Raw genomic sequence first — 15,432 nt, forward strand, 5'->3', positions numbered from 1 at the left:
GACGATTGACATCTACAGGTCGCCGTCGTTCTCGTCGCTCTCATCGTGGTCGGAACCGGGCTCAGCTTCCTCACCGAATTCGTCCGACGTTCCCATTTCCGAAGCCGACGCGGCCGCGCCGGGACCATGTCGCTTCCAGACCTCGCCAAACCGATAGCTGTCGATCACCTCCCGCCGGCCGAAGAACTGATCCTCAATGAGAGGCTCGATGCTGTACTCCCAGATGCGCTGCAGGCCGCGCTTGTCCAAACCCGTCTTCATGAAGTGACTCGGCCCGATGAGCGCGTGGTCGCTGCCCATCTGCTCGACAAGTTCGTCGTTCACCCGATCCACCAAGCGGGCGACCCATTCGTCACCTTGTGAGTTCCGCTGCATCCACCAATGCAGCAGGCCTTTCGTCGGGCCATGATTCGGGAAGAACGGCACGAAGTGAAACCGACGGCGCATAGCGGCATCGATCAGGGCAATGGAGCGGTCGGCCGTGTTCATGGTCCCGATGAACCACAGGTTCTTGGGCAGCGAGAACTGCACTTCTGGCCGGTACTGGGTATGAACCGCCCGGTTGCGGTACTCAAGCAAGAACAGCAACTCGCCCAACACGCGCGGCAGATTTGCCCGGTTGATCTCGTCGATCACCATGACATAACGCTGCTCAGGATTGGCTCGCGCGCGCTCTGCGATCCGCACTAGCGGACCCGGCGTCAACCGGTAGGTCATGTTTCCGGCATCGTCGACTGCGGGCCGGAACCCCTCGAAGAAGTCCTCGTACGAGTACGCCGGATGGAACTGCACGAGAGAGACGGTGCCACTTTCATGCGACCTATCGCCGTCCGAGGCCCAGCTACACCACCGCAAGAGGTCGTATCGATGGGTCTTCCGAGTGATGTCCTGCCAGTCGGGGTTCAGGTCAGCAAACTGCGCGTAGAGCGATTCGTCCCACGCCGATGGATCAAGCTCACGCTCCAATGCGAACTCGATCCATCGCTTCGCAATGCTGCGGTGCGTTCCCGACTGCACCTTCTGGTCCTGTTCGAGATGCGAGCAGTACGTATCGAGGCGCCGCATCCAGTCGTCATCAACGGTCCCAGCAGCGGATCCGCTACCGACCAGCGCCCGCGCGAGCCGCTGGGCAAGGTAGGTCTTGCCGGTTCCAGGCGGTCCGTACAGGATTACCTGCCCCTTGTCATCTAGCAGTTCGACGATGTCGTAGAGGAAGTCCGCGCCACACAGCAAGTCTTCCGCCGCTTCCCCTAGCGCAACTGCGAGACTCCGACGCGCCGAATCAGCTTCGGCCTCGGGTCGATCGTCATCGGCCGATACTCGGGCTTGTCTGGGGCCGGGGTCGACACCGTATTCTGCAAGATGACGGACTCGGTACGCCGCATCATGCTTGCGCAGGCCAAAAACAGTGCCCGAACTGTCCATCGAGTACAGAAGATCCTGCCCGATGGCATCCCGCTCGATTCCGGTCCTTAGCCAAGTGACCCTTCGGCGCTTCTGCAGATGATCCGGTTGGCCGGGGTCGTATTCGAAAGAGCCGTTGATCCGGCCCACAGCGATCGGGTTTCCGTCCGTCCCCTTCATCGGCATCACGACGAGATCGCCTGCCGCAATTCTTCCGCCGAACGTCCAGATCTGACTGAGGGCGCTCTGCCGGTCATTCTTGGACAGAGCCCCAAACCGCTCGTCGATGAAGTCCCTGAGCGCATCACGGGACCCGCAACCCTCGACGCCACTCCAATCGCCCCACCCGGCCCAGGCGATGGTCACGACGTCGTTGCGGAGGTTGTGCTCGACAGCCTCACCCTCCCGGCCGGCCCGCACCACCCAGCACTTGGTTACCTCGGCAGCGCCACGGCCCCGCCAGTAGTCGCACCACGCCCGAATCAGGCCACTGATGAATTCGCGTTGCTCCGACGTATCTGTTGTTTCCCATTTGTCGAACGCCTCTTCAAGTGCAGACTCGTCCCATTCCGCCGGATTCCGGTGCGTCGAACATGCGAACTTGATCCACTTCTCCAGCTTGGGACGCTTGTTGCCGATCGTGCTCGCAGCCTGCCCACGGAACTCCTCGTCCACATACGCTTCAAGCCGCGCCATCCAAGCGGCGATTCCAACAGTCTCAACTTGAGCATCGGCGGGTGCATCATGGGTCAGTGAGTCGCCGGACGCCCACCGAGTCCAGGCACGCAAGTACGAGGCGTAGTTGCGCCTCGAGCTTTCGCTGGGGTCGCGCCCCTCGTCAAGCATCCGATCGAGCAGTGCTTGGTCGAACGTCGCAGGGTCATGTCCGCGCCGAAGGCAGAACTCGATCCACCGCTTGGCAAATGCCGGGTACTGGCGCTGGCCGCCACTCTCTCGGTAACGGCCCCGCACGTAGTCCTTGAAATCCTCAAGGCGTTGTAGCCAGTATTCGCTCTCGTTCATAGATGGCGAACCTACTGCGGGGGTGCGACACGCCGTCCGGGTCTGCGCCACATGTGCAGGCGGCATTTGGTCACTGCTCGCGTGGCAACATCTGGCCTATGGATGACGAGGCCGATGAAACTCCGCCTTTCACGCCCGCTGTCGTGATGTCGGCGCATGAGGCGGCGTTGCTGCGAAACCCGGACCTGGTGGCGCAGATCGAGGCCGATCAGGCGGACCCGTCTCGGGCTGTTCGTTCCGCAGCGAGGCGCCCTCGCAAGCCCTCAACGGGGTAGCCCCGATTCATGGCGTCGAACGTCGCGCAAACGTGCGGTGCGACGCCTCGCCGATGTGCATTTCGCCAGCTAGCTGATGTCGATCTTGTCAACTATCTGATGTGCAAACCGGTACGCAGTCTTCGGCCACTGCACCGCCGCGTCAGCCCCAGAGGGCTGCGATGGGTACTGCCTCTATGTCTCGGTCGAGCCAGCGGCGGTGACGGCCGGTGTGCAACACCACGCCGCCGGCGAACTGCTCCGCAGGCAAGCTGTCGCGCAGCCAGATCAGATGCCGAGCGTCCTTCGCAGATGGCGCACTGGCGGAATTGATCTCAAACGCAGCCACACGAGACCCGAATTCGGCGATGAGATCGATTTCGTGGTCACTTCGCTGACTGCGAAGGTGATGCAAGTACACAGGAATGTCCGCTGATTCTGCCTCGGCACGCAGCTGGGCGGCGACGTAGGTATCGAGCAAGCGGCCGCGCGCATCGGGCGGATCGTCCGGCACCGTCAAGATGCACCCTATTTCTCCCCAGATTTGTAGATGCATTATTCCCGGTTTCTGCAACGCCATACCCCTCACAAGCGCGCCCCATCGACAGTCCGCTCTTGGTCGAACGCCCGCCGGTGCGGCTGGGGCTGCAAATGGTCGGTTCAGACACTAACTTTTGGCTCATTAGATATTGTGCTTTTGGCTGGTTAGCGGTCATCTCTTTGGCATAATGGAAACTGTGGAACAGCATTCCGACCACGTCGGCACGGCGGCCTACTTGCGGAGGGTCGTCGATGCGGAGATCGCCGACTGCATGGAGGGCCTGCCGGCTGTGCTGATCGAGGGACCGCGTGCCTGCGGCAAGACCACCACCGGGCGCCACCATGCCCGCAGCGAAGTGATGTTCGGCGCCGATCCCACAGCACGCTCAGCAGCCGAGGTGGATCCACGCCGTGTTCTGCGTGGCCCCCGTCCGCGGCTGCTCGACGAGTGGCAGATAGTGCCCAGCATCTGGAACCAGGTGCGCGCCGCGGTCGATGACAACACCCGGGCGGGCAGCTACATCCTGACCGGCTCGGCCTCACCGGCCGACGATGTCACGCGCCACACAGGCACCGGGCGCATTACACGCGTGCAGATGCGGCCGATGTCGCTCTACGAATCGGGAATGTCCAGCGGCGAGGTCGGCACGGGCGAACTCTTCGAGGGCCGCCTCAAGTCTGCGGGGCCGACCGATATCGGCCTCAGCGACATCATCGAGGCGATCTGCCGCGGCGGATGGCCAGCCAGCACCTCTGCGAGCCTGTCCGCCGCGCAGCGCTACTGCCTCGGATACATCAACGAGGTCAGCCGCGCCGACATTCCTCAACTCACCGGCGAGACTCGCGACCCGACCCGAGTCATGCGGCTCATGCGATCGCTCGCCCGCAACGTCGCCTCTGAAGCCTCCGAACGAACCTTGGCCACGGACACCGGCGGCCAGCAGCCGCTGCACCGCGCGACAGTGTCGAGCTACCTCGACGTGCTGCGGCGGCTGTTCGTCGTCGAGGAACTCCCGGCATGGTCAGCCGATCTGCGCTCACGCGCCCGGCTGCGCCAGAGCCCCAAGCGGCTCTTCGCCGACCCGTCACTCGCGGTTGCTGCTCTGCGAGCTAACCCCGAGCGGCTCGACGCCGACCATCGCCTGCTCGGCCTGCTGTTCGAAGCACTTGTCGTGCGCGACCTGCGCGTCTACACCCAGGCCCACGGCGGCGAGCTGTTCCACTACCGCGACAGCACCGGCCTCGAAGCCGACATCATCTGCGAACTCAGCGACGGCCGATGGCTCGCCGCCGAGGTGAAACTCGGCACCCGCGCCGCTGTCGATCACGCTGCTGCGGCGCTGCTCAAGCTCCGCGACCGTGTCGACACCTCCGTGATCGGCCCGCCCTCGGACCTGGTCGTCATCACTGCAACCGGCCACGGCTACCGCCGCCCCGACGGCGTGTTCGTCGCTCCTATCGGCACACTCGGCCCCTGACGGCCATCGTGGCCTCGGGGCACTCAGTCGCGTGACACGTCGTCCCTGCCTCTATTCGGGCGGTGCAGCGGTGCAGCGTCAACCGGGTCATGAACCGCCCGTGAGCATCCACAGAACCCACTTGGCGGGCAGGCTCTAGGGTGGCGCGCATGTGGATTCGTCTTCGTCAGATAGCCGTTACTACTGCCGACTTGGCCCAGACCTCAGCCGACATCCAGTGCGTCCTCGGTGTTGAGCCCTGCCATACAGATCCTGGCGTGGGCGTGTTCGGCCTGAAGAACGTGCTGTGGCCCGTGGGCACACAATTCCTGGAATGCGTCACGCCTGTCCAGGACAACACCACAGCGGGCCGCTACCAGGCCCGCCGCGGCGGCGACACCGGCTACATGGTGATCACCGAGATCGACGACTTCGCCACCCGGCGTGAGCACCTCGACGAGCTCGGCATCAGGATCATCACCGACATGGACTACCCCGACGAGGGCTTCCGGGGCATGCAGATGCACCCCGTCGATACCGGCGGCGCCATGTTCGAGATGGACCAGATGGTCGGCCCCGACGGCGGTACCGTGGGCGGACCGTGGTGGCCTGCGGGCGGCTACTGGGAGCCGTATGTGCGCACCGAGATGGTGAGCGGCATCGCCGCTGCAGAGCTGCAAAGCCCCGACCCGCAACGGCTCGCGGAGCGCTGGAGCCAGATCGCGCAGATCGACCTCGAGACCGATGCCGACGGTCACCCCACCATCCCCATCGACAATGCCATGCTGCGCTTCGTGCCCGAAGCCGACGGCCGCGGCGAAGGCCTCGGCGGCATCGACGTGACCACCGTGGACCGTGACGCCGTGCTCGCTGCTGCACGAGCGCGGGACTGCTACGTGAACGACAGCCAGGTGACGCTCGCCGGCCTGCGGGTCAACCTCGTCGACTGACCGCCGCTATCTCCAGGTGACCGTCAGGGTGCCGCCGCCGGGCACGGCCTGGACGCTGAACGGCTCGAGCCTGCCGTCGCCGGGATGCTGGGGCTGCTGCGGCTCGGGGCTAATCGCCCAGAACCTCCGAAGGGCTTGCGGGGCTGCCTGCGTAGTGGCCCTTCAAGGCTTCGATCTCTGCATCTGCTCTCCACCCCAGCCTGCCAGTATCGGCGGCTATCTCTTCTAGCGGACTCTCTGCTATGTGCTGGTCGAGGGCTCTGGACGCTGAGGCCATGATTGCCAGATCGGCCTCTATCTTCTTGAGCTTGTCTGCCTCTGAGTGCGTCGATGGGTGAACCAGGTCGTCCAATGCGAAATGATTTGGTTGCGTGGCTGTTGTTGCCTCTCCAAGAGGCATGGCCGCTTGTTGCGGCCTGCGGCTGGAGAGCATCGCCGACCAGTTCTTGTGTGACTTCAAGACATACATTCTCGCCACCAGCGCTTCGTCTGTTATGAGGTGGTAAGCGGCTGCGATGTCGTGGAGATCGCGTACCAATCGCTTCGTCTGCCAGCGGCTCAGCTTCTCTGCGATCTGCTCCTCAAGTCTCATGGTTGGGATCGTGGCGCCTCCGTGCCAGATGCCTGCGGGCAGGGCTGGCGACGCAAGAGGCCTGAGTTGCTCTGAGGGCAGCCAGCAGCCGCGGTGGGAGAAGTCCACCTTCACGTCGTAGGCGCCGCTGGGGAGAAGGTCCGAAGTGATCCGCAGATAGCTGTGGCCCCTGCGTTCGCTGACTTCAAAAGTGAAGCCCAAAGACGAGTGCCCGGTGATCTCTTCAGCGATGATCTCGTCAGCCCCTTCTTCGACATCGAAGTCCAGGTCGAACGAGAATCGGCTCTTGTGCCCGAAACGGAGTTTCCGCAAGGCGGTGCCCCCTTTGAACACGATGCGGAACTCCTCAAAGAGCCTCTGCCTGTGCATTTCCGAAAGAAGGACGTCGAACGCAGCGTCAAGAACAGCGGCTTCCAGTACCTGTCTTGATCTCGCGGCCGCTGGGTACGCCCTGAGGACATCCTCCCGTCTTATCGCCGCTTCTGGCATTTAGCTCACAGGTCCCAGTCGTATGCCCAGTGCCGCTCCAGCGCATAGTCCACGACGTTGAATTCAGGGGACCAGACGGGCAGCCAGGGCATCGGATCATCCAGGCCCGGAATGCCGCGGCCGAAGTAGTAGGGGCCGTTGTCGAGGGGCGGTCCCAGCGACAAGAGGGCAGCGGCTGCATCGGGCTGCTCGCCACGATGCATCAGGTAGGCCGTGCGTGCCCATGTGCCCGCAGGGCGGCCCTCAAGCTCAGCAGCGACCAGCGCTGGATCGGCGTTTTCGCATGCCTCCCACAGCCACTCGGCGATGTCCGTCCAAGGGAACCGCCCCGGACGGGTACCCATGTACGCGAGCAGCGTCTCGGGCTTCCACACAGGCAAGCCGTGGAGTGCGTCCAGCGGGATGCGGGGCTGCCAGCGCAGCACAGAGTACTCGGCCAGGCTTCGGGGCAACCGGGCCTCGCCGGGGAATCCGATGGCTGGCGAGGTCGGTCGGCGCAGCCAGCCTCGCACCTCTGCGGTCGACCTGCCTCCGATGCAAGCGGGGGTGCTGGACTTGACCTGAAGCCTCGCCCTCAGGGAAAGGAACCCCCCCATGTGAGGAGCCGGGAATCCGGTGGTGACTCCCCATGCACCGTTGACGGGCAACGGAAACAGCCAGCCCCGCTCTCTCAAGGCGCGGGCCGCCTGTTGGGGGGTTCGGGAGACGCTGAACGAAGCGATCTGGTCAAGGGTCGCAACCTCGGCGTTTGCCTCATAGAGCTGGTTTACCGCCGACACCAAGTCCGCTGGGGGCGCGGCGGTGCCAGGGATACCCCTCAGATTCCCCAGCAGCTCGGCGGCAGATCCCATACAGCTACCGTACCTCTGCCACTGTCATTTACATCCCAATTAGGACGAATCACGGTGCCGATTGCCATCCAGGGAGCCATACGCCGTACCCGACAAATGACAAAGCCGACGTTTCTCTTGTCACTGCTAGTCGCCTCTGGGCCTGGTCGGGGCCGCCCCGGTCAGCCGTTCGGGGGGTTGGGGGTGGTGTTCTCGCCTTTGATGCGTATCCATTTGCTGGAGTGGGGGCTGTCCTCGCCGGTTCTGGTGCCGGTGAACGAGCGGACGAACACGCCGGTGGCGATGCCGTTGGTGAGGCCGGTGATGGTGTAGGTGGCGGTGCCGCCCCACACGACGATGCCGTCGTTGTGGTGGCCTCTGGGTCCGGCGGGGTTGGCCCACACTCCGGCGGTCTGGCTCCAGCGCAGGGCGTGGTGGATGTCGTCGTCGGCCTCGCCGGCGCGCGGCGACACGATCCAGGTCACGGTGAGGGTGCCATCGCCGGGCACGACCTGCACGTTGAACGGCTCGAGCCTGCCGTCGCCGGGATGCTGGGGCTGCTGCGGCTCGGACTGCTCGGGATCCGTCTGCTCGGGGTCCGTCTGCTCGGGGTCCGTCTGCTCGGGGTCCGTCTGCTCGGGGTCCGTCTGCTCGGGGTCCGTCTGCTCGGGGTCCGTCTGTTCGGGCTCCTGGTCGGGTTGTGGCTGCTGTTGGGGCAGGGTGGTGGTGGTGTGGGTGCGGGGGCCTTTGCCGGCGTCGTTGTGGGCGCGTGCCCATATGTTGCAGGTCGTGCCGGGTTTGAGGTTGCGGAACACAGTGGTCGTCTTGGGTGCGTCGACGGTGCGGTGTTTGCCGTTTCTGCCGCACTTGATGTGCACGATGTAGCGGTCCGCAGCGCCGCCGGTGTCGGGAGCCTGCCAGGACACGGTCACGTTGCGCGGCTTGGCGGCCAGCGTCAGCGCGGTGACCGGCCCGGGCAGCTCCACAGTCGTGTCGGTTACCGCGACCGTCACCGAGTCGATGGTGATGGCGTCATATTGGGCGTCGCTGCTCGCGGCCCGGTGGCTGACAGTGACATTCTCGTCGTCGGTGTCGCCGTCGGCCGTGCCGGTGACGGTGAAGGTCCGCGGGATGTCCCAGTCCGCGGGGGTGAACGTCGCCGACGCGGGCGAGATGCCCGCCGCGTCGGGGTCGCTGCTTGCGGGGGTGACGGTCACGTCGTGGGCGGGCTTCGTGTCCAGCACGACGGTGTAGGCCCCGGCCGCGCCCTCGGTGATGCTCAGCGATGCCGGTGTGACGGTCACCGCGGGAGATGGGACGGGGTCGGTGGTGGTGGTCAGCGTGTAGGTGGTGGTGGTGTAGCCGTCCGCGGCGGTCACTGTCACGGTGAGGGCGACGGGCTCATGGAAGGTGTAGCCGGTGCCCAGCGACCACCAGCCGATGCCGGTGTCGTGGCCGGGGGCGGCGAACGTCGCCTCGGGGTGCTCCGTGCGGATCTTGGCGAGCACCGAGATGTGGGAGGCCTGGGAGGCGGTGTGGTGGACCCGGTAGTCGGTCGTGTCGGGGTCGAACGCGGGAGACAGCACCCAGCCGTCGCGCAGAGACAGCCCGGCGAGGCGGGCGTTGTCGGACTTGCCCGGTATCGGCCGCCTGGGCTTGTCGCGCTCGCGCTTTTCCGCCGCGGTCTTCTCCGCGGCGAGGCTGGTCGGCGCGGCCTCGGCCGCGCCCGGCGGCGCGCCGGTGTCGTGGTTCAAGATGGTGATGACCATCCCGCGGCCCTCGAACCCCTCCGCTGTCGGCTTGACGATGATGGTCTCGCCGCTGTCCTCGTGCGCGTCGTCGATGATGCGCAGGAACACCCGGTGGTAGCCGGTCTCGCCCTCCTCGAAGAACACATACGGCGCCGTGGTGACCTTGGCCTGCCGGTCGGCCGGCACGAACGGGTCATAGGAGTTCAGCCACTCATAATCCACCCCCGCGGTCGCCGTGCTCGCCGGGTCCACCTCGAGGCTGACCCGCAGCCCGCCCGGCGGGGCGGGCTCGCTGATCCAGATCGGCAGCGAGTAGTAGGCCCCGGCGGGCTCGTCGGGATCCTTGCCGCGCACGTCCACGATGGAACCCGCAGGGGGGGTCTCGCGCACGTGCATCGGGAACGACCCGAGCCGGTCGGGCCGGTTCGTGGTGGACTCCATCCACAACAGCGGCGTGTACACCAACGCCAGGTCCGCCGTGTCGCCCGCGGACCAGCCCAGCCCGGCGCCGGGCCAGGCGAACAGGTAGGGGGCGCGGCCCGAGACGGCCTCGTAGTTGTAGCTCTCGCCGGTGAGCAGCGGGAACACCTTCCCGTCGGCGACCAGCGACAGGAACATCCACTCGCCCAGCACCGACTCCAACGCGAAGCTCAACGTCCCCGCACCAGAGTCCTGATGGGCCAGAGTGCTCGAGCCCAAGTGGACGTAATGGCCCGAGCCCAGATTCACATAGGCCACACCCACGGGCGAGCCCCGAAAGGCGACCCTGCCCGCCGACATCGCCGACGAGCACACCGGCCCGGAGCGGACGTCGGCTGAGGGCGCGCCGCACCCCAACGCCGACGCCGACCGGCCGTGGCCCAGCCCGAACGACACCTCCCCCACCGTCAGCGCAGACTCCCACACCACCCGCTGGCCCGCGGGAAGCACCCGCACCGCCGCCGGCGACGACCAGAAACTCGGCCCCTCCGCATCGGACGCCCGCACCCGCACCACATAGCGGCCATAGGTGTCCAGCCCGGCGATCCGCTCGGCGGTGCCGGTGCCCGAATGGCCGGTGTCCACCCAGCCGGTGGCCGCATCGCCCGCCGTGGTCGCCGCCTCGTCGGGCGCATCGTGGCGCCTGTACTCCACGTCATAACCGACCACCGCGAAATCCGGGTCGCTCGGCGCGGTCCACGACACATCAATAGCCGTCTCAGAAGTCTCCAAGGTCAGCCCCGTCGGGACGGTGCCCAGCTTGATCTGCAGCTGCACCACCTGCCCCTCCGCCCACGCGGGGCCGCCGCTCCACTGCTTGGTATGGGTGTCGTCGTTGACGTCGGGACTGGCGAACGGGAACTGCGCATCGCCCACCTGCAGCACATAGGCCCTCAGCCCGGCGGGAAGCGCCGGCCCGGCCTGGCCAACCCCGAAAGTGAGGGTGCCCGCGTTGACCCCCACCGTCGTGATGCCGTAGGTCGCGCCGTCGAGCACGAAGTCGTTGTCCTCGATCACCGGCGAGCCGACGTTCTGGCACGACAACGGCGACGTCGGGCCGCCCGGCCAATCGCAGCCGAAGTTCCCCGCGCCCCTGTCGGCCACCACGAGCTTCGCCGCCCACAGAGTGCCCTCAGGCAGCGGAATCGCGCGCACCGCATCAGACCAGCCGCCCGCGCCCTGCGTGTTCGCCGCCAGCACCCGCACCTCATACTGCGTCAAATTGGCGAGACCGGCGATCACATGGGACAGCCCCGACCCCGCCGGGGCCACGCGCCCCGCCGACACCCACCCGTCAGCAGGATCGCCGGTCGGGTTGTCCAGCCGATCCGGCGCCGCGCGCTCCTTGTACGACACCTGATAGAAGACGATCGCCGAACCCCCCACATCGCCCGGCGCCGACCACGACGCCGTCAACATCCCGTCCCCGGCCACAACCGCCAAACCCGACGGAACGCCCGGCGTCACCAACGACTTCAGAATCCGCAGCTCCACCGACTGGCCCGCCGCCCACTCGCTCCACACCAAACCACTCGACAGCCACTGCGCACTGGCCGCGGATGCGAGGCCCTCCGCGAACGAGAACTGCACATCGCCCACCACCAGCGTGTAATCGGACCTGAAACCATCAGCTGCGAGGGACATAGTCAGAGCGTTGTGCGTGTCACACGGCGACATGCCGTCGTCCCCGCACGACAGGTCATTCTCCAAATGCACCAGGTCCACCCCGACAGGCGAGCCCCCCTCCACATCGACCGTGGAGTCGGTCAGCGCCGCCGCGCACTGCGCCGCGGGCAAAGCAGCACAGCCCCGCGTCTCGCCCGCCGTGATCCTCTTGGAAGTCAACGTCGCCGACCACACCTCACGCTGACGCGCCGGCGCCCCAGACACCACCGAACTCCACCGCCCGGCACCGACCGAGCTCACCGCCCGCACCCGCACGTCATAATCCCGGTAGTTGACCAGCGCGGCCCGCCGCAACTCGATCTTCAGCACATCGCCCGCCGACCACGACAAACCATGACCAGACCAGCCAACTGTGTTTCGAGCGTTGTAAAACGTGGCATCACCGAAACTGAACGCCTCGCCATCTATAACCAACACCCAACCATCGGCTTCGGCAGGCATAGCATCAGTCACATCAAACTCAAGGTTGCCGCCGCTAGAGAGGATGCGAAGAGCATTCACACTGTAGGTAGTCCCGCCAAAAGCGAAGCTGTTGGACGAGAGTCCGGTGCTGCACACCCCGCCAGAAGCGCCACCACATCCAACCCCGTTAACGCTGCCAGCAGTTCCAACAGCAGCCGTCAACGTAGAAGACCACACCGCCTCGCCGATCGCGGCGCGGATCCCCGTGCCCGAGTGCGGGACGTCCACCCAGCCGTCGTCGGGGCCTCTGGCGGCTGGGGTGCCGTCGCTGGTGACGAGCGACAGCCGGACCTGCTGGCCGTCGGTCCACGTGACGCCGGAGCTCGTCCAGCTGGTGGAGCTGAAGTCCCGGAAGGGCGACAGCGAGAAACGGGAGCCGCCGACGACCAGCGAATAGTCCGCGAGGGCACCGATATCGGTGCTGAAGCCCATCACCAACTCGCCGGTCGACGAACTGAGATCGAGCTCAATGACTGTGTACTCGACGCCGCCCAGGCTGAAGCCGGCATCGTCGAGGGCGACAGAACAGGCATCGAGGACGCTGAAGTCAGTGCAGCCGAAAAATTGCGCGCTGCGGTCCACGGTCAGCGTCGCGTCCCACAACACGTCAGACCCGCGGTCGGGCGCGGAGGACTCCTTGTACTGCACCTCATAGCCGGTGACCTCCGAGTCGCCCGGGTCGTCGGGCGGCTGCCAGTAGGCGTTGAGCCGCCGGTCGCCCGCCGACACGCCCACATCCTTGGGCTTGTCGGGCGCCTCGGAGGGCTCCAGGCGCATCTGCACCGCGGTGCCCGCGGTCCAACTCAAGCTGGAGCTCCACTGGACGCTAGTGCCGGATTCGCCGGCCAGGGGGAACTTGTCGCCGCCCACGTGCAGCGTGTAGCCCGTGAGCGCGTCGGGGATACTGGCGCTGAACTCGACCTCCAGAAGCTTGGTGGAGTTCAGCACCCCGATGTAGGTGATCGACAGCGTCGTGCTGCCCAGCGTGAAGTTGTTGTCGTCGAGCGTCGCCGCGGCGCTGCACTTGTTGGCCGCAGTCGCATCGTCGGTGTCACAGCCCAAAGCCAAGTTGTTCACGATGCTCTTGGGCGTCAGCGTGGCCTCCCACAGGATCGAGTCGTCCAGGATGAATAAATCCTGGCTCGACGCCGCGCTGTCCACGGTGTAGGGCTCACCCGCGACCGCGGTCATCGAGAACCTGACAGTCTCATTGCGGCCCTCGAAGCCGCCGTCGTCATTGACGAAGTCCGCCACCGCATGCACCGTGAAGGAGGCCTCGGCCGCCCCCGCCGGCAACACCAGATGGCCCGAGGCGTCCAGCCCCGACACCGTGTAGTCCTCAGGAGAGATGGCGTGGTCGCTGCTGTGAGTGATCAGCACACGGCTGTCAGAGGCCAGCGCCGGGCTGATATCAACAGTGATCGTTACGTCGGTGCCCTCAGAGGTGATGACGGTGGACTCGGCAAACCTCAGCGTCGAAGTCGACTGAGCCGCCGCCGGGCGCTCAGCAGGCGCCAGCAGCGCAGCGAACACCCCCAGCACCAACAACGCCGCCAGCGCCCGCGACAGACTCCGACGCGAGCCGTGCGCACGCCGAAGCCGCTTCACACGCCGACGGCGCATTACCGGGGGGGGGGGGGGGACTAGCAACGAACCAGACCCATCCCAAAAAAGAGACGGCTTCATATCAACAAAACCTCATCAGTCCACAGGCCACAGAGCAACCCGCACGCTCAGCACGGCCCAAGCATCCTAGGGGCACACCCGCACCCCACGACACCACACCACCAAGCCACGGACAACGGCTCATGCACGCAAGCACCCCATGAACGCGCGACCCCCGCAGCGATGCTCACCTAGCATCGGGCGCCTGCGGGCTTGGCGCTCGCAGCAGCGCGCGACGTCGCTGACGCTGCGCATCCATCAGCCGCAGGCCGCCGCCATGCTGCAGCCACGACAGGGAGGTTCTTGCCGATGAGCGAGATCGTTGACCAATTCAAGCGCTCCGTTGCGCTCTTCGACTCGGTGGTGGCCGGCGTGCCCGACGATGCCTGGGACAACGACACGCCGTGCGCCGACTGGGATGCGAGTGAGCTGCTGCGCCACCAGTGCGGCGTGCTCGACGCGCTCGCCGGCATCGCCCGCACCGGCGAAGTGGGCATGCCCCAGATGGCCGACGATGCCGGCGATCCGGCCGCCCAGTGGCAGGCCACCCGCGACGGCGTGCTCGCCGCAATCGACGGCGCCGACCTGTCCGCCGAGGACAAGTACTGGTTCGGGCCGATGAGCTTCGAGAACTTCGTGGGCATGGTGCAGTGGGACCCGCTGACCCATGCATGGGACCTGGCCCAGGCCAGCGGCAACCCCATCGACCTGCCCGACGACCTGTGCGAGGCCAGCCTCGCCCGGGTGCAAGCACTGGGCGACATTCCCCGCAAGTGGAGGCTGATCACCGACGCAGTCGATGTGCCCGACGATGCGCCGATGTCGCACCGGTACCTCGGCTACGTCGGACGCCAGCCGTGAACACCGCCGCTGAAGGCGAGTCCTCCCAGGCAGCCGACAGCACGGGCGACGACGACGCCGGCAGCGAACGCGCCGAGCCCCAGCGCTGGCAGATCGGCGAGGTGTCCATCACGTCCATCTCGGAGTCGGCGACGCCGACGTCGCCCCGCTTCCTCTACGACGGGGTCAGCAAGGGCGGCGTGCTGGCCCGCGCCGAAGCCGCGCCGTGGCTGCGCCCACATTTCGTCAGCGACGACGGCTACCTGCTGCAGCGCATCCACACCTGCGTGATCTCGGCGGGCGAGCACCGCATCGCCGTGGACACCTGCGTCGGCAATGACAAAGAGCGCACCAACCCGCTGTGGCACCGCCAGCAAGGGCCGTTCCTCGACGACATGACCGCGGCGGGCTTCCCGCCTGAATCCATCACCCATGTGGTGTGCACGCACCTGCATGTGGACCATGTGGGCTGGAACACCTGCCTGAGCGCCGACGGCGAATGGGTGCCCACATTCCCCAACGCCGAGTACCTGTTCTGCGCGCCCGAATACGACTACTGGGCCAACCACGAGGACCTGTTCGGCGACGCCGTGTTCGAGGACTCCGTGGCACCCATCGCCGCAGCGGACCGCGCCAACATGGTCGAAGCTGTCGACAGCATCTGCTCGGAGGTGTCGTTCCAGTCGACACCGGGCCACACGCCGGGGCACCTCTCGGTGGTGATCCACAGCGGCGGCAAGCGGGCAGTCATCACCGGCGACATGGCGCACGCCCCGATGCAGCTCGCCGACCCCGATCTCAGCTCCATGTTCGACACCGACCCTGACGAGGCTCGCCGCACCCGCCACATTGCGTTCGGCGACTGGGCCGACGGCGAGACCCTGGTAATCGGCACCCACTTCGGGGGACCCACCGCGGGCATCATGGTTCCCCACAAGGGCGCCTACCGTCTCGACTGCGACTGAGGCCCAGAGGCTCAGCCCCGGGCGCTCAAGCGGCCCGTGAGCAG

Annotated in this window: 9 protein-coding genes; 4 read left to right on the top strand and 5 right to left on the bottom strand. The window is 66.2% G+C overall.

The window, feature by feature from the left end; genetic code table 11:
* Positions 1 to 12: 12 nt before the first annotated feature.
* Positions 13 to 2,427: an AAA family ATPase gene (locus ACOGW9_RS05190; protein ID WP_419909039.1), complete on the bottom strand. Its 2,415-nt coding sequence runs from the start codon at positions 2,425 to 2,427 to the stop codon at positions 13 to 15.
* 417 nt (positions 2,428 to 2,844) lie between these two features.
* Complete coding sequence (locus tag ACOGW9_RS05195; protein ID WP_419909041.1) at positions 2,845 to 3,261, bottom strand: DUF4143 domain-containing protein; 417 nt, start codon at positions 3,259 to 3,261, stop codon at positions 2,845 to 2,847.
* Positions 3,262 to 3,418: 157 nt separating this feature from the next.
* On the opposite strand from ACOGW9_RS05195, the gene ACOGW9_RS05200 reads away from it, so the two are divergent.
* The gene (locus tag ACOGW9_RS05200) at positions 3,419 to 4,699 is read left to right on the top strand and encodes an ATP-binding protein (protein ID WP_419909043.1); all 1,281 of its coding nucleotides are present in this window, start codon (positions 3,419 to 3,421) and stop codon (positions 4,697 to 4,699) included.
* Between the two features lie 149 nt (positions 4,700 to 4,848).
* A complete protein-coding gene (locus ACOGW9_RS05205; protein WP_419909045.1) occupies positions 4,849 to 5,628 on the top strand; it encodes a hypothetical protein in 780 nt (259 codons plus the stop codon).
* 109 nt (positions 5,629 to 5,737) lie between these two features.
* Here the strand turns inward: ACOGW9_RS05205 and ACOGW9_RS05210 are convergent, their stop codons facing one another.
* The 3 genes from ACOGW9_RS05210 to ACOGW9_RS05220 all read right to left on the bottom strand — a co-directional run bounded on the left by ACOGW9_RS05210 (position 5,738) and on the right by ACOGW9_RS05220 (position 13,526).
* Positions 5,738 to 6,709 carry a nucleotidyl transferase AbiEii/AbiGii toxin family protein gene (locus ACOGW9_RS05210; RefSeq protein WP_419909047.1) on the bottom strand — a complete coding sequence of 324 codons (972 nt, stop codon included), beginning with the start codon at positions 6,707 to 6,709 and terminating at the stop codon, positions 5,738 to 5,740.
* Between the two features lie 5 nt (positions 6,710 to 6,714).
* Positions 6,715 to 7,560 carry a type IV toxin-antitoxin system AbiEi family antitoxin gene (locus tag ACOGW9_RS05215; protein WP_419909049.1) on the bottom strand — a complete coding sequence of 282 codons (846 nt, stop codon included), beginning with the start codon at positions 7,558 to 7,560 and terminating at the stop codon, positions 6,715 to 6,717.
* Positions 7,561 to 7,721: 161 nt separating this feature from the next.
* Positions 7,722 to 13,526: a fibronectin type III domain-containing protein gene (locus ACOGW9_RS05220; protein ID WP_419909051.1), complete on the bottom strand. Its 5,805-nt coding sequence runs from the start codon at positions 13,524 to 13,526 to the stop codon at positions 7,722 to 7,724.
* A gap of 366 nt (positions 13,527 to 13,892) precedes the next feature.
* Here ACOGW9_RS05220 and ACOGW9_RS05225 point away from each other — a divergent pair, with 366 nt between their 5' ends.
* A complete protein-coding gene (locus ACOGW9_RS05225) occupies positions 13,893 to 14,444 on the top strand; it encodes a TIGR03086 family metal-binding protein (RefSeq protein ID WP_419853387.1) in 552 nt (183 codons plus the stop codon).
* Positions 14,441 to 15,388: an MBL fold metallo-hydrolase gene (locus tag ACOGW9_RS05230; RefSeq protein ID WP_419909053.1), complete on the top strand. Its 948-nt coding sequence runs from the start codon at positions 14,441 to 14,443 to the stop codon at positions 15,386 to 15,388. Before ACOGW9_RS05225 ends, ACOGW9_RS05230 begins: the two co-directional genes overlap by 4 nt.
* Positions 15,389 to 15,432: the final 44 nt, after the last annotated feature.

It is taken from the genome of Candidatus Poriferisodalis sp., from assembly GCF_965203655.1.
Taxonomy (GTDB): Bacteria; Actinomycetota; Acidimicrobiia; order Acidimicrobiales; family Poriferisodalaceae; genus Poriferisodalis.

What these genes read in the sequence shown, in the direction of transcription:
- ACOGW9_RS05190 (WP_419909039.1), bottom strand. Translation starts at nt 2,427, where the DNA reads ATGAACGAGAGCGAATACTGGCTACAACGCCTTGAGGATTTCAAGGAC.
- ACOGW9_RS05195 (WP_419909041.1), bottom strand. Translation starts at nt 3,261, where the DNA reads ATGGCGTTGCAGAAACCGGGAATAATGCATCTACAAATCTGGGGAGAA.
- ACOGW9_RS05205 (WP_419909045.1), top strand. Translation starts at nt 4,849, where the DNA reads ATGTGGATTCGTCTTCGTCAGATAGCCGTTACTACTGCCGACTTGGCC.
- ACOGW9_RS05210 (WP_419909047.1), bottom strand. Translation starts at nt 6,709, where the DNA reads ATGCCAGAAGCGGCGATAAGACGGGAGGATGTCCTCAGGGCGTACCCA.
- ACOGW9_RS05215 (WP_419909049.1), bottom strand. Translation starts at nt 7,560, where the DNA reads ATGGGATCTGCCGCCGAGCTGCTGGGGAATCTGAGGGGTATCCCTGGC.
- ACOGW9_RS05225 (WP_419853387.1), top strand. Translation starts at nt 13,893, where the DNA reads ATGAGCGAGATCGTTGACCAATTCAAGCGCTCCGTTGCGCTCTTCGAC.